Raw genomic sequence first — 24,378 nt, 5'->3', positions numbered from 1 at the left:
TCTGCGATCAGTACACGTCTCGCACATAACGCTTGTCGGCGACCAGCTTCTTCTTCAGCGACAGGGCGCCCTCGTCGGACAGGTTGCCGTGGATCTGAGCGATGCGCAGCAGCGCGTCGTCGACGTCTTTCGCCATCCGCGTCGCGTCGCCGCATACGTAGATGTGGGCACCGGCCTCCACCCACCGCCACAGCTCGGCACCGTGCTCGATCATGCGGTCCTGCACGTAGATCCGTTCACGCTGATCACGTGAGAAGGCCAGGTCGAGTCTGTTCAGGAAGCCCGCGCGGAACAGCTCTTCCAACTCGGACCGATAGTAGAAATTGGTCGCCTTGTGCTGATCGCCGAAGAACAACCAGTTCTTACCAGAGCAGCCAAGTGCCCTGCGCTCCTGCAGGAACCCACGGAACGGCGCTATACCGGTGCCGGGGCCGATCATGATCATCGGCGTTGCAGGTTCCGTCGGTGGCCGGAAGTTGGGTGACCGCTGCAGAAAGATCGGGACCTTCGTGTTCTCCGCTCGATCGGCAAGGAACGTCGAGCAGACGCCACCGCGACGCGGGTCGTCCTCGCGCCCGAAGCGCACCACCGACGTCGTCAACTGAATTTCCTTCGGACTCACCAGCGGACTCGACGAGATCGAATACTGGCGCGGCTGAATCGGTTTCAGTACCGACAACCAGTCGCTCGCTGACGCGGCGACCGGGAACGCTCGGATGACGTCGACGGCATGGCGACTCCACAGAAACTTGTCGAGCTCGTTTTTGTTGTCGCGTCGAAGCAGCTTCGCAAGCTTGGGGTCCGGGTTGCGCTCCCCAATGAACCGAAGCAAATCCGGGGTGACCTTGCAGATGTCCAAACTCGACTGGAGCGCAGTGCGCAACGGAGTCTGGTCACCGTCGATCTCCATAACGCGGTCGCCGTCGACACCGGTCACCTGCAGCCAACTTGCCACCACTGCTTCGTCGTTGACCGGGAAGATCCCGAGCGCGTCGCCCGCGTCGTAGGTGACATCGAACTCGGAGATGTCGAAACCGAACTGGCGCACCTCTTTTCCGGACGACTCGACGGTGAGCCGCGAATTGCGTACGAGTGGCGCATAAATCGGTTCGGACCTGGTGAAGAACGGCTTCGGCGCGCCGACGGCCGGCCGGATCCGGGGGCGGGTGATCACGCCACCTCTCGGCACTACCGCTCGCGCCGGTGAGATCGAGTGCGCAGGTGCGTCGGGGGTCGTTTCGGTAGCGCCAGCAGCCAAAGCCGTCACAACCTTGGCCAACCATTGCCGGAATGGTTCTTCGTAGTCGGGTTCGGAATCGACGCGCGGCAGCAGCGGTATCGCGCCGAGCGCACTCAGCCTGGTGTCGACGGCTCGACCGTGGCCACAGAAGTCGTCGTAGGACGAGTCGCCCATCGCAAAGACCGCGTACCGAACACCTTTCATAGCTGGGGCGTCGTCGGCACTGAGCCTGCTCCAGAAGTCGGCACCATTGTCGGGCGGGCCGCCGTCGCCGAACGTGCTCGTGATGACGAAAAGGTCTTGCACACGGGCCAGTTCGCTGAGCTCGCAGGTATCCATGTCGACAAGTCGCGCCGAGAGACCCAACGACTCGAGACGATCCGCGCATTGGGTCGCACACTCTTCGGCATTACCTGTTTGGGATGCCCACAGCACCACAACGGATCTGGGCACATCAGTCGGTGCCACGGCTGGCGATGCAGCGCCCGCCGCGGCGGTCCGCGAATAGGTGCCCGCCAACATGCCGTCGACCCACAGCCTGATCGGCTCGGAAATCGGTGCACCGCTCGGAAGTACCGGTACCGAAGTCGGCGGCGCAGCCTGAAGTCCGTTGAGAAAGCCTGCGAGGTAGAGCTTCTCGGACTCCGACAGCGCGGGCGGTGCGATACTGCCGATTCCGAGCGCGGTCGCGATCGGGTTGTCGGCAACCACGACCTGCGGCTCGGTGGCTGCAGGAACGGCAACAGGGGTCACTCGACGCAACGTCACTGCGCAGGCCTTGAATTCGGGCTGCAAAGAGTCGGCGTCGACTGCGTCGTTGGTGACGGCGTTGATCGTGAGGTACTCGCCGTGTTCGTCGTTCCAGTGAAAGGGCGCAAAACAATTGCCCTGCCGGACGCGATCGCTCACCACGGCGGGAAGGACGGCGCGACCGCGGCGGGACGCGATCTCCACCTGGTCTTTCGGTTCTATACCGAGCGCTTCCGCGTCGATCGGGTGGATCTCGACGAACGGTCCCGGGTTCAACTTGTTCAACTTGGCGACCCTGCCGGTTTTGGTCATCGTGTGCCACTGATGTTGCAGGCGGCCGGTATTGAGGACCCACGGATACTCGTCGTCCGGCATCTCCTTGGCAGGCATGTGTGGTCGCGCAAAGAAGTTGGCACGTCGGGTCGGCGTCGCAAAGGCGAGTCGAGGTTGTGTTCCGTCAGCGTCGACGAACAGGGTCTGACTGACGCCGTCGTTGAGGTAACGAATCGGGTGGCGATCGTTGTCGTCGTCGGGTGGACACGGCCACTGCAGCGGTGTCGTCCGCAGACGTTCGTAGCTGACGCCGCGAAGGTCGTAGCCAGTCTTCGGATTCGAGAAGAGCTTGATTTCGTCGAAGATCTCTTCGCTACTCGCGTAGGTGAAGTCCTTCTCGAATCCCATCGCGGCGGCGACCTGTGCGATGAGTTGCCAGTCGGGTCGGGCGTCGCCGGTCGCCTCGATCGACTTCGGCAGCAACGTCATATTGCGCTCGGAGTTCACCATCACCGCGTCCGATTCCGCCCACAGCGTCGCCGGCAGGATGATGTCGGCATACGCATTGGTCGCCGTATCGACGTACGCGTCCTGGGTGATCACCAACTCGGCCGTCTCGAGGCCTGCGATCACCGTCTTTCGGTTTGCCACCGTTGCAACGGGATTCGTGCAGATGATCCAGCAGGCCTTGATCTTGTCCGCAGCCAGTTGGGTGAACATGTCGATCGTGCCCGGCCCGATGTCCGTTCGGATCGTCCCGGGCTCGAGACCCCACTTATCTTCGACGAATGCACGGTCGTCCGCCGCTACCGACGACCGCTGGCCCGGCAGACCAGGCCCCATGTAACCCATTTCGCGACCGCCCATCGCATTGGGCTGACCGGTGAGCGACAGCGGTCCGCTGCCTGGTCGGCAGATGGCGCCGGTTGCCAAGTGCAGGTTGCAGATCGCGTTGGTGTTCCACGTGCCATGGGTGCTCTGGTTCAAACCCATTGTCCAGCAGGTCATCCACTCCCCTGCCGCGCCGATCAGCTCGGCGGCGGTGCGGATGTCTTCGACGGAAAGACCGGTGATGTCGGCGACGCGCTCCGGTGTGTAGTCGGCGAGAAACTCCGGCATACCTGCCCAGCCATCGGTGTGTGCGGCGATGAAATCTTCGTCTATCCAACCGTTTTCGACAAGCAGATGCAGTATCCCGTTGAGCAGCGCCAAGTCTGTGCCCGGCGCGATCTGCAAGAACAGGTCAGCCCTGTCCGCAGTGGTCGTGCGGCGCGGATCAACGACGATCAGCTTCGCGCCCTCTTTCAGCCGCTCCGACATCCGCAGGAAGAGAATTGGATGGCAGTCGGCCATGTTGGCACCGATGACGAAGAAGAGGTCGCTCGATTCGAAGTCGGTGTATGAACCCGGTGGGCCGTCCGCGCCGAGCGACTGTTTGTAGCCCGTACCGGCGCTCGCCATGCACAATCGTGAATTAGATTCGATATGAACGGTGCGCAGGAAACCTTTGGCCAGCTTGTTGGCGAGATACTGCGCCTCGATCGACATCTGCCCGGACACGTACAGCGCGACAGCATCGGGTCCGTGCTCGTCGACGATTCGCCGTAAGCGCTCGGCGGCGTCACGGATCGCGTCGTCGACGTCGACGGCCTCCGGTTCACCACCACGCGTGCCTCGCACGAGGGCGGTTTCCATCCGACCGGTTGCCCGCATCATGTCGGCATGCGTCGCACCTTTGGTGCACAGTCGCCCGAAGTTCGTCGGATGCAGCTTGTCGCCGGACACCTTAGCGATGAACTTGGCGCCGCTCTTCGGGTCCTTCTGAGTGTCGACGACGATGCCACAGCCGACGCCGCAGTACGAGCACGCGGTCCTCGTCCGTTCGATGTCGTCGATGGTCACACCGGCCATCGTGACGCGCTGACGTTTCCACAAGGTTTCCGAAACGTTGAACAGGAGGTCACACCTCGCTCACCGATTCGATATTGCTGCTGAGAAGCGACGCGGGTCACACCGACGCCGCCACCTCCGAATGACGACGAAGGTCGCAAACGCAGGGATTCCGACGAGTCCGATCACAGTGCCGATCCGGTCGCCGGCACCTGCAACAGCTCCGACGGATACGAGAACTACGGACCAGACCCATGCCGACAGCGCACTCAATCCAGCGAATTGTTGGTAGCGGATCGGCGACTGTGCAAGAAATCTCGGTGCCAATGTGCGGATACCGCCGAACAGCGGCGCCCCGAAGGACACCGCGCGCGGGGATCGGTCCGACATCCGCTGTGTCGCAGCGACCGCACGAGAAAGTCTGCCTCCGGTCAATTCGTCGAGCCCTCGCGAGACTTCGAAGGTGGCCACCTGTTCGCGCGCCCTCAGGAACGAATACTGAGTGCCGACCGTCGTTGCGATCGCGACGACACATACTGCCGGAAGCATCGGCACCGTTCCGGTTCCGACGAGCACGCCCAGACTGAGCACGATACTGGAACCTGGAAGCAGCACTCCCACAACGGATCCCGATTCCACGACAAGAATCGCGGCGATGACGGCGAGCAGCAGCGGCGCTGAAACGGCCGATGCGACCAGCTCGAGTCCGGCTGCGATGTCCATGACGGCTCCGATCGTGAGCGGGCAACATTCGTCACCCTTGGCACAGCATTTGCGAATCCCAGGCAACGTCGCATCCGTGGCGACCCCAGTTGTGGCGGCTGCGGAGCGTCGTCGTCACTACAATAGTAGTGGAAACACTACAAAAGTAGTAGTGCGAGAAAGTCGTCCACTGAACATCGACCCGGTGTGGGAGATGTCGCGTTGCCCTGCGTTTGACAGGACCTCACTCGGGTAGTCCATGCAGAGACGCTCGAGCCCGCTGGCGTCGTTCCGGATTTATTCCAATTCTTCTGCTACCGAGTCGATCTCGGCAATTCTGCCAACGTCAGGACAAACACAGTGCCAACAACTACGCCCAAGAACGCGATACTCACGCAGCTGCGAGCGCTCGCAAGGCTGACCAACACCGAGATCTTCCCGCCGTCGCGGTCCGGCGCTCGGTCGTGGCGCAGCCTTGGTCAAGACGATGATCGAGCAGCCCCAACCACTCGATGAGGCCGTACTGGGCGATCTCCTGCTCGAATACCAATTACTACGTCGCGCAACGTATCTCAAGGCGCTCGCCACACAGAAGAATCATCCCGAAGTGACCGATCTCGCCGAACGGCTGATGGTCGCCAGGTAGCTGGATTGCGCGAGCGGGCGACAACCTTGCCGCTGCGGCGAAGCAGTTGCCGGCTCGCGTACGCGAACTGGTCCGACCGAGCGATTCGAAGGTCGTCGACGTAGAGGAACTAGCGATCGACGGTTACGAAGACTTGACCGCCCCAGACGCAGTCGCCGCAATTCGCACACTCGAAGACCCGGCTGCCATTCGCGCAGTGGTGTCTTTCGAGGAGACCAACAAGAACCGGTCCGCCGTCGTTTCGGCAGCCCAGACGCACTTCGCCACGATCGCCAAGGACGCCATCAGCATCTCGTAGCGCCGATCGGGACTCCCACATTCTTGCCGCCTCGATCGAGTCGGCAAAACACAGGGTGATGCCCGAAGCACGGTCATCATCCGCCCTATTCACTCAGGAGAATTTATGACTGTCCACAACCGCACCGATGCTCCGACCTACACAACTCAGACCGGTACCGACGTGCACCGCGGCAACAACGTCTGATCCGCCATCGCGAACGGGCCATCAGTGTCGCAACTCGACGCTGAAACGAGCACTGGTGGCCCGTTCGAGCATTTCGCCTGTGCTGCACCCTCACAAATCCGGCACACGATTTCTCTACACTCGAGGTCGGGTCCGGGACGACGGCCGAATCGCGGCTTCGACGGAATGAGGGGCAGGCGTAATGAAAACTCGCACGACACACACTCGTAGAACGAAGGCCGCAATCGGGGTGGCGGCGGCCGCTGTCGCGGTGCTCGGATTGAGTGGTTGCACAAACTCCGACTCGGGCGATGGCGGGGACGTCACCGTCGTCGGCAACGGTGAGGTCCGCGGTACGCCGGACATCCTCAATGCGACGGTCGGGATCGAGGTCAGCGCCCCCGACGTCGCCGGAGCCGTCTCGACCGCGAACGAGCGGGCGAACGCCATGATCGACGCGCTCTCGGGCAGCGGCGTCGCGAAGGAAGATATCCAGACCAATCAACTGTCGGTCTCGCCGGAGTACAACAACCTTCCGACAGGCGGCACCAACACCATCACCGGCTATCGCGTCACGAACTCGGTGCGCATAGTCGTGCGGGACCTCTCGAAGGCCTCGGAAGTGCTGGACAAGGCGGTCAAGGCTGGTGGCGACAACGCCCGCCTCGACGGCGTCTCGTTCGACATCGACGACAACACCCAACTGCTCGCGGACGCGCGCGAGCGTGCTTTCAACGACGCGAAGGCCCGAGCCGAGCAATATGCCGAGCTCTCCGGTGAATCGCTCGGTGACGTCATCACGATCACCGAGGTTCGCGGCGATACTGCGATCCCACAACCGCAAGTACAACGCGACACCCTCGAAGGCAGCGCCTCTTTCGCGCTCGAACCGGGGCAGCAGACGGTGAGCTTCCAGGTCACCGTCAAATGGTCACTCGACTAGATTGGATTTCATGCGTGCACCGCAGTTGGCACTGACCGGAATTTTCGCGCTCGCCTGTGCCACTGCGTGCGGCACCGATCAGCCCGTGAGGGCGTCGGCCGCCCCGCCGTCGTCGTTCCCTGCTCTCGACGTGGAAACCGTCATGGCGGGACTCGATCATCCGTGGGATGTGGTGACCGCACCGGACGGGACACTGCTCACCGGCGAACGCAGCGGGCGGTTCGTCGCGTTGCGGCCCGGCGGGCAGCCGACCGACGTCGCCGCCGATCAGACCGATCTGTTCGCGTCGGGCGAGACCGGCCTGATGTCGATCGCCCTGGCGAACGACTTCGACAGCTCACGAAAGCTGTTCACCTGTCAGGGTTTTCAGTCGGGCGACACCAAGGACGTCCGAGTGCAGACCTGGACCGTCGACGACGCGTGGACCAACCTCACTCGAACGGGCACGCTGATCGACGGCTTCCCGATCAACTCCGGTCGGCATGGCGGTTGTCGTCTGCTAACGATGGACGACGGCACCATGTACATCGGTGTCGGCGATTCCGCACGACCGACGGTGCCGCAGGATCTCGGCTCGCTCGGCGGCAAAGTGCTGCGGATCGACGCGAACACCGGACGCCCGGCGGCAGGCAATCCGTTCCCCGACAGTCCGATTTTCACCCTCGGGCACCGCAACGTGCAGGGGTTGGCCCTACGTCCGGGCACCGAGAGCATCTTCGCGGTCGAGCAGGGCAGCTCGCGCGACGACGAGGTGAATCTGCTGCGCAGCGGCGGCAACTACGGATGGAAGCCCGACCGAAATCCCGACCGGTACGACGAGTCCGTTCCTATGACCGACCCCGAACGGGTGCCGGGCGCGATCGGTGCGGTGTGGTCGTCGGGTCCGTCGACCATCGCGACAGCAGGCGGCACCTTCGTCGACGGCGACGCCTGGGGCGACTGGAACGGTGCCTTGGCGGTCGGTGTGCTGAAAGGCCAGGAACTACTGCTGCTTCGACTGTCCGACGATGGCAACAGCGTCGCCGACGAGGTCTCGCCCACCGAATTGGACGGCACGGTCGGCAGAATCAGGTCTGTCGCCGCGCAGCCGGACGGGTCGTTGCTGCTGACGACCGACAACGGTTCGGACGACAAGGTGTTGCGAGTTACGCCGCGCGCGAGCTGAGCAGGTCAGACAGGCACACCGGGCAGAGAGACGACCTGTGACGCGTAGGAGAGTCCGGCGCCGAATGCGATGAGTAGCGCGGTGTCACCTGGCTTGGCTTCGCCTTTGCGCAGCATCGTGTCCATCGCCAACGGGATCGAGGCTGCCGAGGTGTTGCCCATTTCTTCGATGTCGTTCGCGACGGCGCAGTTGTCGGGCAGCTTCAGGATCCGTGCCATCACTTCGGTGATTCGGCCGTTGGCCTGATGCGGGATGAGCGCGTCGAGTTGCTCGACCGCTACCCCTGCTCGATCCAACGATTCCCGGCAGACCTTCTCCAGCGAGTGCGCCGCCCAGCGGAAGACGGTGGTGCCTTCCATCGTCAGGTAGGGCCGACGCGCGTCGAGGCCGAGGTCTTCGATCTCTTTGAAGAACTCGACCCAATCCTTGGTCTGTCGGATGGCGTCGGACTTGTCGCCCTCCGATCCCCACACGGTCGGGCCGATGCCGTTGACCTCCGACGGTCCGACGACGACCGCTCCGGCGCCATCACCGAAGAGGAACGCCGTCGTGCGATCAGTCATATCGATTGTGTCGCTGAGCTTTTCGACACCGACAACGAGTACGTGGCGAGCGGTGCCCGACTTGACCATGTCGGCAGCGAGGCTGAGACCGTGACAGAAACCCGCGCAACCCGCGGAGACGTCGAACGCGGCCGTTGTGTTCATACCCAGTTCCGTTGCGATCTGCGGGCCGGCAGCCGGCGTCAGCAACATCCAGGTCGAGGTGGCAACGACGACGCAGTCGACCTGATCGGGAGCAATGCCTGCCGATTCGATGGCGATGCGCGAAGCGTCGACACTCATCGAGACCACCGTTTCATCGGGGCCGCAGAACCGCCGGGTCTTGATCCCCGACCGCGTCCGAATCCATTCGTCGCTCGAGTCGATCGGTCCAGCGACCTCGTCGTTGGTGACGATTCGAGAGGGTCGATACACGCCAAGTCCGAGGATCGCGGTGTGCTTGGCACCCGAGATGGCAGCGATTGAGGCCGGCATTGGTTCTCCTAGCAGGTTCTCCCAGCAAAAAGTGAGGCTCCCTCACATTCTACCCGGCGGTAGGGAAGAGCACCATCCGAGGATCGATTGCCGTGGAGAGTTTGCGCATCGTTTGCCTGGGGTATGCGGACTCGTCGGACACGGCCATGCTCACAAGTGGAGAATGCGTGCAGTCGGCTCGGCCGTCGAATATCGTTATCTCAGTTGGGCAATGACGCCCATCGCATGTTCGGAAGGGGTTGGGTTTTCCATGATTGGAACAATTATCGGCGCCATCATCTTGGGCGCAATTATCGGAGTTCTCGCTCGCCTGGTGCTGCCGGGTAAGCAGAACATCTCGATCCCGATCACGATCGGGCTCGGCGTAGTCGGGGCATTCGCCGGATCGTTCATCTTCAGCGCGATCAGCGGCAAGGACGACACGAAGGGCATCGACTGGATCGCCCTGATCCTCGGCGTGATCGTCGCCGCGGTACTGATCGTGGGCTACGAGCGTTTCGTAGCGAGTAAGGGCAGCAGGCGCGTCTGAGTCTGCTTCGCACTCTGCGCACCTGCACCACCGACCGGGCCGCTCACGTAAAGTGTGGGCGGCCTGTGTTGTTTGGATTGCACCTTGTTCCTTCGACAACACGGCAACCCTTGTTCAACGACGTTAGAGGAGCCCGTGGCCCGCCGCCCAACGCCGATCGGCACTCCCCCGGAAACGGGGATCAACCACTTCGTCGAACTGATTCGCTCGACAATTCCTCCGCTGCACCCCGCTGGCCTGCCCTTTGTCGTCGGACCCCTCGCGGTCGCCGGCCTCGGTCGCAAGCACAGGTGGGTTCGCAATGCAGGTCTCGTAACAGCAGGCGCATGCGCCGCATTCTTCCGCCACCCGAGCCGCGTCCCGCCGAGCCGTCCCGGCATTGCCGTTGCTCCGGCCGACGGCGAGGTCGCACTCGTGGACACCGCAGTTCCGCCTGCAGAACTGAATCTCGGCGACACTCCGCGTCCGCGGGTGAGCATCTTCCTTTCCGTGCTCGACGTCCACGTGCAACGGACCCCTGTTGCAGGCACCGTCAAATCGATCACGCACCAGAGCGGTCAATTCCTGTCCGCGGACCTCGCCGAAGCCAGCGAAGTGAACGAGCGCAACAGCATGCTGCTCGAGACGGTCGACGGACACGAGATCGCCGTCGTCCAAATCGCCGGTTTGATCGCCCGCCGGATCGTCTGCAACGCCAACGTCGGTGACACCCTTGCCCTCGGCGAGACGTACGGACTCATCCGCTTCGGGTCGCGCGTCGATACCTACTTTCCCGTGGGGACGCGCCTGCAGGTCGAGCGCGGTCAACGTGCCATCGGCGCCGAGACGGTGCTGGCCGAGCTCCCATGAGCGCAAAGTCCATCAAGGGTCGAGCGCGCCAGATAAGACCGGTGCGACTGCTGCCGAGCGTCATCACCGTCATGGCGCTGTGCGCTGGGCTCTCCGCGGTGAAGTTCGCACTCGACCACGATCTCCGCATTGCGCTGGCGATGATCGGTGCCGCTGCCGTGCTCGACACCCTCGATGGACGTATCGCCCGCCTGCTCGACGCCACTTCCAAGATGGGCGCCGAACTCGACTCGCTGTCGGACGCTGTGTCCTTCGGCGTCGCACCCGCACTCATCCTCTACACCGCACTGCTGGAACGGAACGCCAACGGCGGCTGGATCATTGCGTTGATCTTCGCCGTCAGTATCGTGCTACGACTCGCGCGTTTCAACACCCTCAACGACGACGACACCCGACCGAGTTACGCGAGGGAATACTTCGTCGGAGTGCCCGCTCCGGCGGGTGCCTTGATCGCGCTGTTGCCGATTGCCATGTTCGCCGAGTTCGGCGACGGCTGGTGGGCCAACTTCTACCTGGTCGCGATCTGGACGATCTTCTCCGCCGCCTTGATCGTGAGCCGAATCCCAACGCTGGCAATGAAATCGGTGTCGGTGCCGCCTCAACTCGCGGCCGTGCTTCTGGTTTTCGTCGCCATCGCTGCGGCAGCACTCGTCGTCTATCCCCTGATCCTGCTGATGGCGCTTGTCGGCATCTACCTCGTGCACATACCGTTTGCGGTCAGGTCGCAGCGCTGGGTCGCAGCACGACCCGAGACCTGGGATCGCAAACCTGCAGAACGACGCGCCGAGCGCCGCGCGATCCGACGGTCCTCGCCTGGTCAGATCCGTCGATCGTCCGCACGACTGCGGCTTCGCAGGCCGAGCGGCGAGTAGCGGCACGTGCCCGAACTCGCGCTGACCGCCCGCCTCAACAACTCGGCCGCCGACACCCGCCGCGGCGTCGTACGCCTTCATCCCGAAGTGCTCACCGCACTCGGCCTGAGGGAATGGGACGGGATCTCGCTTGTCGGGTCCCGCCGCACCGCCGCGGTCGCCGGGATCGCACCGGCAGGTACGCCCACCGGAACCGCCCTCCTCGACGACGTAACCCTGTCCAACGCGGGCATCAAGGAAGATGCGTCCGTCGTCATCGCGCCCGCGACGGTCTTCGGCGCCAAGCGAGTTTCGGTGAGCGGGTCCGCGTTGGCGACCCACTCGATCTCGGCTGCCACATTGCGACAGGCGCTGCTCGGCAAGGTCGTCACCGTCGGCGACACCGTGTCGCTGTTGCCCCGCGATCTCGGTCCCGGCACGAGCACCGCCGCTGCCACACAAGCACTTTCGCGTACCTTCGGCGTCGCATGGACCTCGGAACTGCTGACCGTCACCGCACTCGATCCGTCGACGGGTCCGGTCAGCGTGCAACCCAACACGGCGGTGGTCTGGGGATCGGGTGAGATCAGAACGGCCGTCGGTGCGAGCGGTACCTCGATCACCCCTGCGTCGGCTCCCGCCATGCCCACCGTGGCAGTGGAGGATCTTGTCGGTGCGCAGGTCCAGGCTGCAAAGCTCACCGAATGGCTCGGACTCGCCCTCGACGAACCAGAGTTGCTACGCACGCTGCGCGCGTCCCCACATCTCGGCGTGCTCATCACCGGTCCGGCCGGGGTCGGCAAAGCGACGCTCGCCCGGTCGGTGCTCGCTGCACGCAACGTCGTAGAGCTCGACGGTCCGACCGTCGGCGCGACCGACATCGGCTCGCGATTGCGGGAAGTCAGCGAAGGGGTCGCCGCGGTGGCGACGGGCGGAGTTTTGCTGATCACCGACATCGACGCATTGCTGCCGAACGAACCCGAGCCGGTTGCGACGCTGATACTCGACCAGATTCGCGCAGCGCTCCGCACGCCTGGTGTCGCGTTCGTGGCGACCACCGCACATCCGGACGCAGTCGACGAAAGGCTCCGCGGACCCGACCTGTGCGATCGTGAACTGGCGCTGAGCCTTCCGGATGGCTCGGTCCGAAAAGCTCTGCTGGAGTTGCTGCTTCGCAAGGTTCCGACCGGAGAATTGAAGCTCGACGAGATCGCGTCACGGACACCCGGTTTCGTTATCGCAGATCTCACGGCACTCTGTCGCGAGGCCGCGTTGCGCGCCGCCTCCCGCGCCAGTAAGGCACACGAGGAACCCGTACTCGAGCAGGCCGACCTGCTCGGTGCTCTCGAGGTCATCCGCCCGCTGTCGCGTTCCGGCACAGAGGAACTCGCGATCGGCAGCCTCACCCTCGACGACGTCGGCGACATGGTCGAGACCAAACAGGCGCTCACCGAAGCCGTGCTGTGGCCGCTACGCCACCCCGATTCGTTCGCGCGACTCGGTGTCGATCCGCCGCGCGGGGTCCTGCTCTACGGTCCGCCCGGTTGCGGTAAGACCTTCCTCGTCAGAGCACTCGCGAGCAGCGGTCAGTTGAGCGTGCACGCAGTCAAAGGTGCCGAACTGATGGACAAGTGGGTCGGCGCATCGGAGAAGGCCGTACGTGAATTGTTCCAGCGTGCAAGGGATTCGGCACCCTCGCTGGTATTCCTCGACGAGGTCGACGCTCTTGCGCCGCGTCGCGGACAGAGCTCGGATTCCGGCGTCGGCGATCGTGTCGTCGCCGCCCTGCTGACCGAACTCGACGGCATCGAGCCGCTCCGCGACGTCGTTGTCCTCGGCGCCACCAACCGGCCGGAGCTCATCGATCCCGCATTGTTGCGTCCAGGCCGGTTGGAACGACTGGTCTTTGTGCCTCCGCCGAACGCCGAGGCGCGGCGCGACATTCTGCGGACGACGGGGCGATCGGTGCCACTGGCCGACGATGTCGATCTCGATGCGCTCGCCGACGATCTCGACGGCTATTCCGCTGCGGATTGCGCTGCGCTGCTGCGAGAATCAGCACTTGCCGCGATGCGGCGAAGCATCGACGCCGCCGATGTGACGGCAGCCGATGTCGCCGCAGCACGCAAAGCTGTCCGGCCATCGCTCGATCCGGTGCAGGTAGCCGCCCTCGCTACCTACGCCGAAAACCGTTCCGGCTGAATCACTTCCAGCGCTCGAACAGTGTGTTCGCCTGTTCCGCAAGGGCCATCTGCAGCAGCGGGCCGAAACTTACTCGCGCGACACCCTGATCGGCCAGCTCAGCTTTGACACTCTTGCCTGGTACGCCGATCATGTTCACCGGCAACGGCAGTTCGGAAGTCAGCCTGCGCTGTGAAGCGTCGTCGTGCAGCCCGACCGGATAGAGAACGTCCGCACCTGCTTCTGCGCACAACTTCAGGCGGGCGATCGCCTGATCGACTCGGGTCGACTCGTCGCCGTGCTTCTTGATGATGTAGTCGGTCCGTGCGTTGATGACAACGTGGACGCCCGCAGCGCCTGTGACGTCACGCAGCTTGCCGACGAGGTCGGCATGCTCTTGGGGGTCACGCAACCGACCGCCTTCGCTGTGGACCGTGTCTTCGATGTTGAACCCGACCGCTCCCACGTCGAGGAGTCCCTCGATCAGTTGCGTCGGCTCCAGACCGTAGCCCGATTCGATGTCGACCGAGACGGGCAGCGAGACGGCGTCGGTGATCTGCCGGACGCGGGTGAGCAGCTCGGCGAAGGTCATGCCCTCGTTGTCGGCCCGGCCGATCGAGTCCGCAACGGGATGACTGCCGACCGTGAGACCGGCAAATCCTGCTGCGGCAGCCAGGTTGGCCGACCAGGCGTCCCACACGGTCGGCAGGATCACCGGATCGCCCGGCTTGTGCAGTTGGAGGAATGACGTTGCCTTGTCGCTGAGAGAGGTCATGATCACGATCATTCCTCGAGTGCCCGTGTGGGGCGTATGTTCGCGCAATGCAGACCTCGCGGACGGCGGCAGCCACGGTGTCCGCCGGTGCCATCGAGACCGCGGCATCCTTCGCCGTCGCGATCACGGCCGCGTCGATGCTGGTCGCGCCGCGGGCGTTGCTCGATCATGAGGACCGCGTTGTTCAGGTACTCACGTCGGAACTGATCACTGACAATCCGCACGTCAACGCGGCTGGCATCGCGCTCGGCGCGGTTGCCGCCGTCGTCGCGGGTGCTGCCCTGCGTGGGTCCCGTGCAGCGTGGTGGGTCGCCGCCGGTGCCCTGCTCGTTGCGGGATTGGCTGCCGGCACCACCACGACTGTGGTCACCATCGTCGGAGCGATCGCAGCCGGTATTGCGCTCGGCGCCGCCGCGGCAGCAGCATGGCGACGGGCGTCGGGTACGTCTGCGATCGCGCTCGTCACAGGATTCGCCGGTTCTGCATTGTTGAAAGACTGCTATCTGCAAGACGATTCGCGCCCATGGGCGTCGTACACCCCGTCTGCGACAAGTCCGACCGACCCGTCAGCGCCGATGTGGTTGTTCGTCGTCGCTGTGGCTCTCGCCGCGATAGCTGCGTTTATGGCGACATCGAAACCCGTGACCGAGACTCGCGCGCCGCTACGGCTGTCGTTCGTCTCGGTTACAGCGACGGTCACGCTGCTTGCCGCGCAGGTGTTCGTCGGCGACCAGATCCTGAAGGGAACGATCGGAAGCTACGCCGCCCTGGCAGTCCTGTTCGCCGTTATCCTCGGTTGCGCGGTGCTCGTCGGCAGGATCGACGGTCCGTGGTCGGGGACGTTTTTGATCGTCATGGCGGCGGTGACGGCCGCGGGGTACGCGACCGCAGGCGAGAAGTACACGTCCTCGGCAACATTGCTGCTCATCCCGCTGCTGTGCCTCGGTGCCGGCATCACCGCCGGTGTGATGTTTCGACACCGTCCGTGGCGTGTGATCATTGCGCTCGCTCTCATCCCGATCGCACTCGCGCTGCCGCAGTTGTTCGCACTGACCGGGGTCGCGGTGCTCGGCGGCTTCGCCCTCGGCGTCTGCCTCCCCGGAGCCGGCCCGCTGGCGGCCGTAGTCGCATTGACCATCCCAGCCACGGCAGCGGCATTTGCATCCATCGCCGACGCGGAAGCACAAGGAAGTCCGCGTATCGCGCTCGCGGGGGTTGTGCTCGCCTGCGCAATCGGAACCGTTGCGGTGGGGTGGTTCTCGCGCGCGACGAAGGAGTGAACTCCATCATCGTTCGAGAATCACGCGGTCTCCGAGTCGAGGAATGCCTTACCGCGCGGACTGAGTCGATAGCCGACGGGCAGGCTCTCCGTGAGGCCGAGATTCTTGAGCCTACGCACGCGGAGCTTGAACGGGTCGCGCTCCATCTCGACCTGCGGCGCAAGTTCGCGGGCAACGACCTTGGGATTGGCTTCGATGAGCCGCAAATACTGCCGCGTCCACGGTTGCGCACCATCCATGCGCGCCAACCGCTTTCGCAGGTCCTCCACGTCGTCGGCGGTGAGACTCACATCCGCACGCAAGGCGTGACGCGGATCGGGACCGCCGTAGCGGACGCCCACGCGATATAGCTCGCCGCCATTACGCGATTGCTTGTCGATGATCTTGTTCAGCGCCGCTGCATCTGTGAAACCTGCTGCTATCGCTTCTGTATCGGAGATCGAATCCACCTGCTCGACCGACACGATCTCGATCACCCCGAGAGCATTCGTGATCGTCGAGCCGACCTTGACGCGCGGACGATCCCAGCGCCGGAAGGCAAGCGTCACTCGACCCGCGGCAATGCCCTCGATGGCAGCCGGTGTGAAAAGCATGCGTCAGTATCGCAGGAGCCGACCTGTCAGACGAGGTCCCAATATTCGTGGGGATGGAAATAGTGATTGATCCTCGGTTTTCGTTCCGGATCGATGTGTTTCGGCGGAACCCACAGAATCCGGCCCGGATACTGATGATCGGGTCCGGCGACGATGGTGTGCCAATCGGTGTCTTTGAGTCCAGCCAACCGATGATGCGAATCACACACCAGCGCAAGCTGATCCACATCCGTGAGCCCGAGTTCGGCCACCCATTCCCGGCAATGATGACACTGACACATATTCGCTGGTCGCCAACATCCCGGGAAGGTGCAGCCTTTGTCCCGGGCATAACACACCAGACGCTGATCACCCTGCGCGATCCGTTTCGATCTACCGAGATAGATCGGTCGACCGTCGTCGTCGAACAACGCCAGGTAGTGATGGGCATGTCGTGCCATGCGCAGCACATCCCGGATCGGAAGTAACGATCCACCGCCGGTGATGGCGTGTCCGGATGCCTCTTCGAGCTCTTTGACGGTCATGGTCGCCACCATGGTGACCGGCAGTCCACGGTGCTGGCCGAGGGTGCCGGAGGCGAGCGCGTCCCGCAGCACCATTGTCAACCCGTCGTGTTGACGTTGCCCGACCGACCGGTCGTCGCGTCGGACGACGTCCTCGTTCGGTTCGGCATCGACCGTCGAGTCAGCGTCGTGCGGATTTCCGACACCGGGTTTTGCGTATTTCGCGAACAGTGCTTCGAGGTAGGACCGCAGTTCCGGGTCGACGCAGAAGCTGCCTTTGGTCATCAGGTCGGTGCCTTGTTTGCCGAGGATGAAAGTCCGTTTGCGGTCTCGCTCCACCTCGGGTGCGTTGCCGTCGGGATTGAGGTAGGCGAGGATCCGGTTGCCTGCGCGGCGGAGTTGATCGGGCCGCAGGATCCGGGCTTGCTCGGCAAGTTTGGCTTCGGCCTGCTCGCGGGTCTCGGCATCGACGTAGCTGGGCACCTGGGCGAAGAATTCGCGGATCACGGTGATGTGGGCACGGTCGATCGCCCCGTCACGGTGGGCGGCGGCGGTGTGCGGGTAGATCGGGTCCAGGGGTGCGCCGGAGAATCCGGTGCGGGGTCCGAGGTCTTCGGCGATCTTGCGGCGGGCTTTGGCTTCGCTGGGATGGATCCGCAGGGTGTCGGCGAGGACGTCGGCGAGGCGGTAGTCGCCGAGCTCGCCGGGGATCCATTGTTCCTGCATGTCGGCGATCAGGACGGTTCCGAAACCGGAGATCGTGCGTGTTGCGGTTTCGAAGCGTTGCACGAGGTCGAGACGGTCGCGGTTGTTCGACAGTTCGCCGAATCCGACGTCACGCAACCCTTGGAGAGCTGTTTCGAACGCGACCATCGCAGCTTCCACCGCCGTGGCGGGTTGCGGTGTCGGGTTCGAAAGCATGTGCTAACTATAGCGGCACCCACCGACACGGTTTCCGACGCAAAGTGCCTGCACAAGACCACAATTCCACCTACTACTCGTGAGTCTTTTCGGAGGGCGGAACCACCGAAAAGACTCACGAGGCGCGGAGCGCCCTAGTCCACCAATCCCATTGCCTGCAGGCGGCGAAACACCAACATCGAACCAGGGGCCACGTGGGGCATCGCCGCGTATTCGGCGACGGTGAAATATCGCAACTCAGCGATTTCGCTTGTCGGAGCCGGCTCGTCGACCAGGTCGGCGAGAAAACACGTCATGTGCAAATGCGTCCCGGCCGGGTGACCGAAAGCTTCGGCCTCGAACACACCCAACTCCGAGACGCTGGCGGGGACCAACGCCGACCCGAGCTCCTCGCGAATCTCGCGATGCAGAGCGTCTTCGGCACTTTCGCCTGCGTCGATTTTGCCGCCTGCCATGTAGAACGCTTCCTTGTCCACCGACCGCGTTTGCAGCAGCCGACGGTCGCGCACATAGGCGAGGGCAGCGGTCCGAATCTCGGGCACGGGCGAAAGGTTACTAGGATGGGGTCAAGGTCGAGTCCCTCGGACGCGTCTTTATCCACACCTTTCGTTCTCGTTCCCCACCCCGCCGCCCGACACCCCGCCGCCCGACCGACTTCGGTTCCGGCCAGACCGACGGAGTGATAGCTTGCTCGCGATTTTGCTCGCCCACGTGGTTGCTGCGCTTATGGCACCGGTGTGCGTGCGATATCTCGGACGCAACGGGTTCCTGGTTCTCGCGCTGGTTCCCCTTGCCTGTCTCGGCTGGGTGATCGGAAACTGGAATTCCGACGCGACCACACATGTGACGTGGGCGCCTGGTCTTTCGATGAACATCGACCTGCGCTTCGACGCCCTCGCGGCGATCATGTCGGCGATCATCCTCGGCATCGGCAGCCTGATACTTGTCTATTGCTCTCGCTATTTCCAAGACGACGAACCTCGGCTCGGCGTCTTCGCGGCAGAGATGGTGGCCTTCGCCGGGGCGATGTTCGGCCTCGTGACCAGCGACAACCTGCTGGTCATGTACGTCTTCTGGGAACTGACGACCGTGTTGTCGTTCCTACTCGTCGGCCATTACGCGGAACGTGCGTCGAGCCGTCGCGCGGCGACGCAGGCTTTGCTCGTCACCACGGCAGGCGGTCTGGCGATGCTTGTCGGCATCATCGTCATCGGCCAGTCGAACGGGACGTACCTGCTGTCGGAGTTGATCGCAGCACCGCCCACGGGTTGGTTGTCGCAGGTAGCAATCGTGCTGATCTTGATCGGCGCGTTGAGCAAATCGGCAGTCGTACCCATGCACTTCTGGCTGCCGGGAGCGATGGCAGCACCGACGCCGGTCAGCGCGTATCTGCACGCGGCCGCGATGGTGAAGGCAGGCATCTACCTCGTTGCCCGGCTCGCGCCCGGCTTCGCCGATACGACGGCGTGGAAAGTCACGATCATCCCGCTCGGTATCGCGTCGATGCTGATCGCAGGCTGGCGTGCGCTGCAGGAATACGACCTCAAGCTGATCCTCGCCTTCGGCACGGTGAGCCAACTCGGACTGCTGATCATTCTGGTCGGGATCGGCAGCCCGGACGCAGCACTCGCCGGCATGACGATGCTGGTCGCGCACGCCTTCTTCAAGGCGACGCTGTTTATGGTCGTCGGCATCATCGACCACTCGACGGGTACTCGCGACATCCGAAAACTGGCCCATCTGGGTCGCCGGGTTCCGGCGCTTGCCGTCATCGCGGCGCTGGCCGCGCTGAGTATGTCCGGACTACCGCCGCTGCTCGGGTTCATCGGGAAGGAAGCCGCCTTCACGGCCATCTCGACGACGCCGACACTGGACTCCGGCCTGAGAACCGTTGTGCTCGTAGCAGTCGTGGTCGGAGCGATCCTCACCTTCGCGTACAGCCTGCGGTTCGTCTGGGACGCGTTCGCAGGTAAGCAACGAACCGAGCCGAGTAACGCGGTCGCCAAACTGCATCCACCCGGACCGCTGTTGTTGGCAGCCCCGGCCATCCTTGCCGTCGCAGGTCTCGTCGTCGGAATCGCTCCGGCCCACCTCGGCACGCTGTTGGAGCGCTACTCGCGAACGCTGCCGGGCACCGGCGACTACTACCTCGCGCTGTGGCACGGTTTCGGGCTGGCACTCGGCTTGACCGCAATCGTCGTCGTCGCTGGTGTCGCCCTCTACCTACGCCACGACCTGATCACGCGGATCAAACCCGCCCGGCGAGTTTTCGGCAACGCCGACCGCGCCTACGACGCGACGCTGCGCTTCATGGACCGGACCTCGATGCGGATGACCGGCACGACCCAGCGTGGTTCGCTTCCGGTCACGCAGGCAACCATCCTCGCCACTCTCGTGTTGCTACCGGTCGTCTTCCTTGCGTTGGGCACCCGGTCGGGAGTCGAACTGCGACTGTGGGATTCGCCGTTGCAGATCGTCGTCGGCGCGATGATGATCGCCGCCGCACTCGGTGCGACAGTCATGCGCAACCGGTTGGCGAGCGTTCTTCTCGTCGGCATGGTCGGCTATGGCTGCGGTGTGGTCTTCGCGCTGCACGGCGCTCCCGACTTGGCGCTCACCCAGTTTCTCGTCGAGACCCTGACACTGGTCATCTTCGTGCTCGTCCTTCGTAAACTCCCCGCGGAGGTCGACGACCGTGGCGCTGCGGCGTTCAACATTCCGCGCGCCCTGCTCGCGGTCGCTGTCGGCGCGACGATTACGACGATCGCCGCCTTCGCGACGAACGCTCGCAGGGCAACGCCGATCGCCCTCGACCTTCCCGACGCCGCCTACAACATCGGCAACGGCAAGAACGTGGTCAACGTTCTACTGGTCGACATTCGCGCATGGGACACCCTCGGCGAAATCTCGGTGCTCCTCGTCGCCGCCACCGGCGTCGCATCGCTGGTCTTCCGCAGTAGACGATTCGGCGCCGCACCAAGGGTTTCCGACGCTCCCGCCGAACATCTCGGCATGCTCGGCGACCAGACGACGTGGCTGCGCGGCGGCGACCTCGTTCACCCGCGGCATCGCTCACTCGTCCTCGAGATCACGACCCGACTCGTCTTCCCGACCATGATGGTGATGTCGATCTACTTCTTCTTCTCCGGCCACAATGCACCGGGCGGCGGGTTCGCAGGTGGTCTCACCGCGGGCCTTGCCCTCGTTCTGCGTTACCTAGCCGGCGGTCGGTACGAACTCGGCGAAGCGTTGCCGGTCGACGCAGGCCAGATCCTCGGTGTCGGCCTGATCTTCTCGGCAGGCACGGCAGTCGTATCGATGCTGCTCGGCGCACCCGTCCTGTCCTCGGCCACGCTCGAGGTGACGCTGCCGCTGATCGGCGACATCAAACTCGTCACGTCGTTGTTCTTCGACCTCGGTGTCTACCTGATCGTGGTCGGCTTGGTGCTCGACGTGCTGCGCAGTCTCGGCGCTCGCCTCGATTCGGCAGCGGAGTCGGTGACCACTCGATGAGCGCGAATCTCGGTCTACTCATCGTCATCGGTGTGCTGTCCGCATGCGGCGTCTACCTCATCCTCGAGCGGAGCATCACCAAGATGCTGCTCGGCATCGTGCTCTTCGGCAACGCTGTCAACCTGCTGATCCTCACAGCAGGCGGACCCGACGGCGCGCCCCCGATCGTCGGTCGAACCAGGACAGACGCCGAGTCGACGGCGGACCCGCTCGCCCAGGCCATGATCCTCACCGCTCTTGTCATCACGATGGGCCTGGCCGCGTTCGTCATGGCGCTCGGATACCGGTCCTACACCTTGACGACGAAGGATCGCGTCGAGAACGACCCCGAGGACCTGCGCGTCATCCAAACCCGTCGCTCGCGCGCCGATGCCCCCGACCAAGACCGTTCCGACGATCCCGTCACCGGCGAGCCGAGCCTGTCCGGCGACGCCTTCGACGCGAAAGGTAACCCGATCCCCCTCGACCAACTGCCCGATCACGATCTCGTCGACGAAGACACCGCCGAGGATGATCGACGATGACACTCGATCCTGCCCTGGTCGGAACCCTCGCACCACTGCCGGTGCTGATCCCGTTGCTTGCCGCATCGGTGACACTCGTACTCGGCAGACGACCACGCACTCAGCGTTTCACCGCCGTCCTCGCCTTGACCGCCGCCCTTGCGGTTTCGATCGTGCTGCTCTACCTCGCCGACCGCGACGGTACGACCGCGATCCAGGTCGGCGGCTGGGATTCGCCGATCGGTATCACCCTCGTCGTCGACCGTCTGTCGGCAATGATGCTCGTCGTCTCGTCGATCGTGCTCCTTGCCGTCATCGTCTACGCCGTCGGTCAGGGCATCCGCGACGGCACCGACCAACAGCCGACCTCGATCTTCGCACCGACGTATCTCGTACTGTCCGCAGGTATTTCGAACGCGTTCCTCGCAGGCGACCTGTTCAACCTGTTCGTCGGCTTCGAAATCCTGCTCGCGGCCTCGTTCGTCCTCCTGACGCTGGGTGCAAGCGGTGACAGGGTGCGCGCAGGCGTCAGCTACGTCATGGTGTCGATGGTGTCGTCACTGATCTTCCTTGTCGGCATCGCGTTCGCGTACGCGGCAACCGGAACGCTCAATCTGGCGCAACTCGCAGCCCGACTCGACGACGTCCCGACCGGTACGCGAACCGCGATCTTCGCCGTGCTGCTCGTCGCGTTCGGTATCAAGGCCGCAGTGTTCCCGCTGTCCAACTGGTTGCCCGACTCGTACCCCACCGCCCCTGCACCCGTGACCGCGGTCTTCGCCGGTTTGCTGACCAAGGTCGGTGTGTACGCGATCATTCGAACGCATTCGCTGCTGTTCCCAGGGGGCGAACTCGACAACGTGCTGCTGGTCGCCGGACTGCTGACGATGCTTGTCGGCATCTTCGGCGCCATCGCCCAGAGCGACATCAAACGACTGCTCTCGTTCACCCTCGTCAGCCATATCGGCTACATGATGTTCGGTATCGCGCTCTCGACCGAAGCCGGTCTCGCCGGTGCCGTGTTCTACGTTGCGCACCACATTCTCGTGCAGACGACTCTGTTCCTCGTCGTCGGACTGATAGAGCGGCAAGCAGGGTCCTCGTCGTTGCGTCGACTCGGCGGTCTCGCGGCAGCGAGCCCACTTCTCGGCATCCTGTTCCTCATACCGGCTCTCAATCTCGGTGGCATCCCGCCGTTTTCGGGGTTCATCGGCAAGGTCTTCCTGCTGCAGGCCGGTGCCAGCGAAGCAAGTTCGCTCGCGTGGATACTCGTTGCCGGCGGCACGGTGACAAGCCTGCTCACCCTCTATGTCATGGCCCGGGTGTGGACCAAAGCCTTCTGGCGTTCCCGCGCTGACGCGCCGGAAGGCGATCTTGCCGACAACGCGCCGTCCGCCCTGATCGACGAGTCCTTCGACGTCTCGTTCCACAAGCGGATGGACGTCGGCCGCATGCCTGTATTTATGATCATCCCGACCGTCGTGCTCGTCGGAATCGGGGTTGCGATGACGGTGTTCGCGGGACCGATCATCGGCATCAGTGACCGCGCAGCCAACGACCTGCAGGATCGCAGCATCTACATCGACGCCGTCCTCGGACCCGGCTGGACCGAAATGTCAGGAGCGAGAAAATGACTCGCACCGTAGGCGTGCAGACCTCCGTCATCGTGTGGCTCGCGATCGTCTACGTCTGGTTGTGGGGCGACATCAGCATCGGCAACATGCTCGCCGGACTGCTCATCGGTGTGCTGATCACAGTCCTGTTGCCGCTGCCACGGGTGGGCGTTGCAGGTACCGCGCAACCGCTTCGAATCCTGCAGTTGCTCGCCGTCATCGTGTACTACGCACTCGAGTCCAGTGTTCAGGTCGCGTGGCTCGCTCTCCGACCCGGTCCGGCGCCGATCACAGGGGTACTGCGCGTACGCCTGACGATCAAATCCGACCTGGTGCTCGTGTTGTGTTGCGACGCACTCAACTTGATTCCGGGAACGATGGTGCTCGAGATCGACAAAGACCGCCGGTCCGTCTACGTCCACGTCCTCGATGTCGGCAGCGACGAAGCGGTCACCAAGTTCTATCGCTCGACTCGGCGACTGGAACGACTGTTCATTCTGGCGTTCGAACCCGACGCCGACCGCCACCCGATCGCGGAGGTGGACCGATGAACGTCGTCGACATCATCGCCGGAACCATGTTGCTGGCAGCCGCGATTCTCACGTCCTATCGTGCGCTTGCGGGACCGAACACCCTCGACCGAATGATCGCGATCGACACCCTCATCGCCGTGTCGATGGCGGGTCTCGCGGTCTGGGCTGCCTACAGCGGCGATACGACGATCGTGCCTGCCATCGTCGCGCTGTCGCTGGTCGGCTTCCTCGGCTCGGCGAGCGTCACCCGATTCAGGGTGAGTGACGACGAATGACCGCCGTGCTCAACGTCATTGCCGCCACCTTCATCCTCGTCGGCGCCCTACTCGCGCTGACGGCTGCCATCGGGATCGTCCGTTTCCCCGACACCCTGTCGCGGATGCACTCGGCGACCAAGCCTCAGGTCGTCGGACTGATCCTCGTGCTGATCGGGGCCGTGATTCGGTTGCGCGGCAACATCGACATCTGGATGCTGGTCCTCGTCGGTCTCTTCACGATCCTGACCGCACCCGTGATCGCGCACATGGTCGGTCGGGTTGCCTATCGCGAGCAGCGTGGTCGCGACGGCCTGTTGGCCGTCAACGAGATGGCCGACGACGAGCTCGACAACGACGAGGACGACTGA

General features: G+C 63.8%; 22 protein-coding genes. 15 read left to right on the top strand and 7 right to left on the bottom strand.

Features of this window, described 5'->3' with window-relative positions; genetic code table 11:
• Positions 1-7 precede the first annotated feature (7 nt).
• On the bottom strand, positions 8-4,174 hold the full coding sequence (locus tag JGU71_RS12240; RefSeq protein ID WP_199704380.1) for a bifunctional nitrate reductase/sulfite reductase flavoprotein subunit alpha: 4,167 nt from the start codon (positions 4,172-4,174) through the stop codon (positions 8-10).
• Positions 4,175-4,234: 60 nt separating this feature from the next.
• Positions 4,235-4,876, bottom strand: coding sequence for an SNARE-associated domain-containing protein (locus JGU71_RS12235; protein WP_199704379.1), 642 nt, complete (start codon positions 4,874-4,876; stop codon positions 4,235-4,237).
• Positions 4,877-5,342: 466 nt separating this feature from the next.
• Between JGU71_RS12235 and JGU71_RS29820 the strand changes: the two genes are divergently transcribed.
• From JGU71_RS29820 to JGU71_RS12220, 4 genes are all read left to right on the top strand, one after another.
• The gene (locus JGU71_RS29820; protein WP_233529035.1) at positions 5,343-5,501 is read left to right on the top strand and encodes a hypothetical protein; all 159 of its coding nucleotides are present in this window, start codon (positions 5,343-5,345) and stop codon (positions 5,499-5,501) included.
• Positions 5,502-5,547: 46 nt separating this feature from the next.
• Positions 5,548-5,799 carry a hypothetical protein gene (locus JGU71_RS29815; RefSeq protein WP_233529034.1) on the top strand — a complete coding sequence of 84 codons (252 nt, stop codon included), beginning with the start codon at positions 5,548-5,550 and terminating at the stop codon, positions 5,797-5,799.
• Between the two features lie 367 nt (positions 5,800-6,166).
• A complete protein-coding gene (locus JGU71_RS12225; RefSeq protein WP_199704378.1) occupies positions 6,167-6,907 on the top strand; it encodes an SIMPL domain-containing protein in 741 nt (246 codons plus the stop codon).
• A gap of 10 nt (positions 6,908-6,917) precedes the next feature.
• The gene (locus JGU71_RS12220) at positions 6,918-8,072 is read left to right on the top strand and encodes a PQQ-dependent sugar dehydrogenase (RefSeq protein WP_199704377.1); all 1,155 of its coding nucleotides are present in this window, start codon (positions 6,918-6,920) and stop codon (positions 8,070-8,072) included.
• Positions 8,073-8,077: 5 nt separating this feature from the next.
• On the opposite strand, the gene JGU71_RS12215 is transcribed toward JGU71_RS12220, so the two are convergent.
• Positions 8,078-9,109 (bottom strand): beta-ketoacyl-ACP synthase III, encoded by a 1,032-nt coding sequence (locus JGU71_RS12215; protein ID WP_199704376.1) that lies wholly within the window; start codon positions 9,107-9,109, stop codon positions 8,078-8,080.
• Between the two features lie 250 nt (positions 9,110-9,359).
• Between JGU71_RS12215 and JGU71_RS12210 the strand changes: the two genes are divergently transcribed.
• From JGU71_RS12210 to JGU71_RS12195, 4 genes are all read left to right on the top strand, one after another.
• Positions 9,360-9,638, top strand: coding sequence for a GlsB/YeaQ/YmgE family stress response membrane protein (locus tag JGU71_RS12210; RefSeq protein WP_233529033.1), 279 nt, complete (start codon positions 9,360-9,362; stop codon positions 9,636-9,638).
• A 135-nt stretch (positions 9,639-9,773) separates the two neighbouring features.
• Positions 9,774-10,487, top strand: a complete 714-nt coding sequence (locus tag JGU71_RS12205; protein ID WP_199704375.1) for a phosphatidylserine decarboxylase — start codon at positions 9,774-9,776, stop codon at positions 10,485-10,487.
• On the top strand, positions 10,484-11,359 hold the full coding sequence (gene pssA / locus JGU71_RS12200) for a CDP-diacylglycerol--serine O-phosphatidyltransferase (RefSeq protein WP_199704374.1): 876 nt from the start codon (positions 10,484-10,486) through the stop codon (positions 11,357-11,359). Before JGU71_RS12205 ends, pssA begins: the two co-directional genes overlap by 4 nt.
• A gap of 6 nt (positions 11,360-11,365) precedes the next feature.
• Positions 11,366-13,540 (top strand): AAA family ATPase, encoded by a 2,175-nt coding sequence (locus tag JGU71_RS12195; RefSeq protein WP_199704373.1) that lies wholly within the window; start codon positions 11,366-11,368, stop codon positions 13,538-13,540.
• 1 nt (position 13,541) lies between these two features.
• Here JGU71_RS12195 and JGU71_RS12190 read toward each other — a convergent pair whose 3' ends face one another.
• Complete coding sequence (locus JGU71_RS12190; protein WP_199704372.1) at positions 13,542-14,294, bottom strand: isocitrate lyase/PEP mutase family protein; 753 nt, start codon at positions 14,292-14,294, stop codon at positions 13,542-13,544.
• Positions 14,295-14,341: 47 nt separating this feature from the next.
• On the opposite strand from JGU71_RS12190, the gene JGU71_RS12185 reads away from it, so the two are divergent.
• Positions 14,342-15,574, top strand: coding sequence for a hypothetical protein (locus JGU71_RS12185; protein ID WP_199704371.1), 1,233 nt, complete (start codon positions 14,342-14,344; stop codon positions 15,572-15,574).
• 20 nt (positions 15,575-15,594) lie between these two features.
• Here the strand turns inward: JGU71_RS12185 and JGU71_RS12180 are convergent, their stop codons facing one another.
• The 3 genes from JGU71_RS12180 to JGU71_RS12170 form a co-directional block, all read right to left on the bottom strand.
• On the bottom strand, positions 15,595-16,167 hold the full coding sequence (locus JGU71_RS12180) for an ASCH domain-containing protein (protein WP_199704370.1): 573 nt from the start codon (positions 16,165-16,167) through the stop codon (positions 15,595-15,597).
• A gap of 26 nt (positions 16,168-16,193) precedes the next feature.
• On the bottom strand, positions 16,194-17,591 hold the full coding sequence (locus JGU71_RS12175; RefSeq protein WP_199704369.1) for an HNH endonuclease signature motif containing protein: 1,398 nt from the start codon (positions 17,589-17,591) through the stop codon (positions 16,194-16,196).
• Positions 17,592-17,725: 134 nt separating this feature from the next.
• Entirely contained in the window at positions 17,726-18,133 is a 408-nt protein-coding gene (locus tag JGU71_RS12170) for an NUDIX hydrolase (protein WP_199704368.1), read from the bottom strand.
• 145 nt (positions 18,134-18,278) lie between these two features.
• Here JGU71_RS12170 and JGU71_RS12165 point away from each other — a divergent pair, with 145 nt between their 5' ends.
• From JGU71_RS12165 to mnhG, 6 genes are read left to right on the top strand one after another with little or no spacing between them, the layout of a single operon-like run.
• Positions 18,279-21,104 (top strand): Na+/H+ antiporter subunit A, encoded by a 2,826-nt coding sequence (locus JGU71_RS12165; protein ID WP_199704367.1) that lies wholly within the window; start codon positions 18,279-18,281, stop codon positions 21,102-21,104.
• The gene (locus JGU71_RS12160; protein ID WP_199704366.1) at positions 21,101-21,628 is read left to right on the top strand and encodes a Na(+)/H(+) antiporter subunit C; all 528 of its coding nucleotides are present in this window, start codon (positions 21,101-21,103) and stop codon (positions 21,626-21,628) included. Before JGU71_RS12165 ends, JGU71_RS12160 begins: the two co-directional genes overlap by 4 nt.
• Positions 21,625-23,241 (top strand): Na+/H+ antiporter subunit D, encoded by a 1,617-nt coding sequence (locus JGU71_RS12155; protein ID WP_199704365.1) that lies wholly within the window; start codon positions 21,625-21,627, stop codon positions 23,239-23,241. Before JGU71_RS12160 ends, JGU71_RS12155 begins: the two co-directional genes overlap by 4 nt.
• A complete protein-coding gene (locus tag JGU71_RS12150; protein WP_199704364.1) occupies positions 23,238-23,771 on the top strand; it encodes a Na+/H+ antiporter subunit E in 534 nt (177 codons plus the stop codon). The genes JGU71_RS12155 and JGU71_RS12150 overlap by 4 nt, the downstream gene beginning before the upstream one ends.
• A complete protein-coding gene (locus JGU71_RS12145) occupies positions 23,768-24,028 on the top strand; it encodes a monovalent cation/H+ antiporter complex subunit F (RefSeq protein WP_199704363.1) in 261 nt (86 codons plus the stop codon). The genes JGU71_RS12150 and JGU71_RS12145 overlap by 4 nt, the downstream gene beginning before the upstream one ends.
• Positions 24,025-24,378, top strand: coding sequence for a monovalent cation/H(+) antiporter subunit G (gene mnhG, locus JGU71_RS12140; RefSeq protein ID WP_199704362.1), 354 nt, complete (start codon positions 24,025-24,027; stop codon positions 24,376-24,378). The genes JGU71_RS12145 and mnhG overlap by 4 nt, the downstream gene beginning before the upstream one ends.

The organism is Antrihabitans stalagmiti (assembly GCF_016482825.1).
GTDB classification, from domain to species: Bacteria; Actinomycetota; Actinomycetes; order Mycobacteriales; family Mycobacteriaceae; genus Antrihabitans; species Antrihabitans stalagmiti.
The sequence above is the reverse complement of the archived record's forward strand: the minus strand, read 5'-3'. Positions and strand labels throughout refer to the sequence as shown.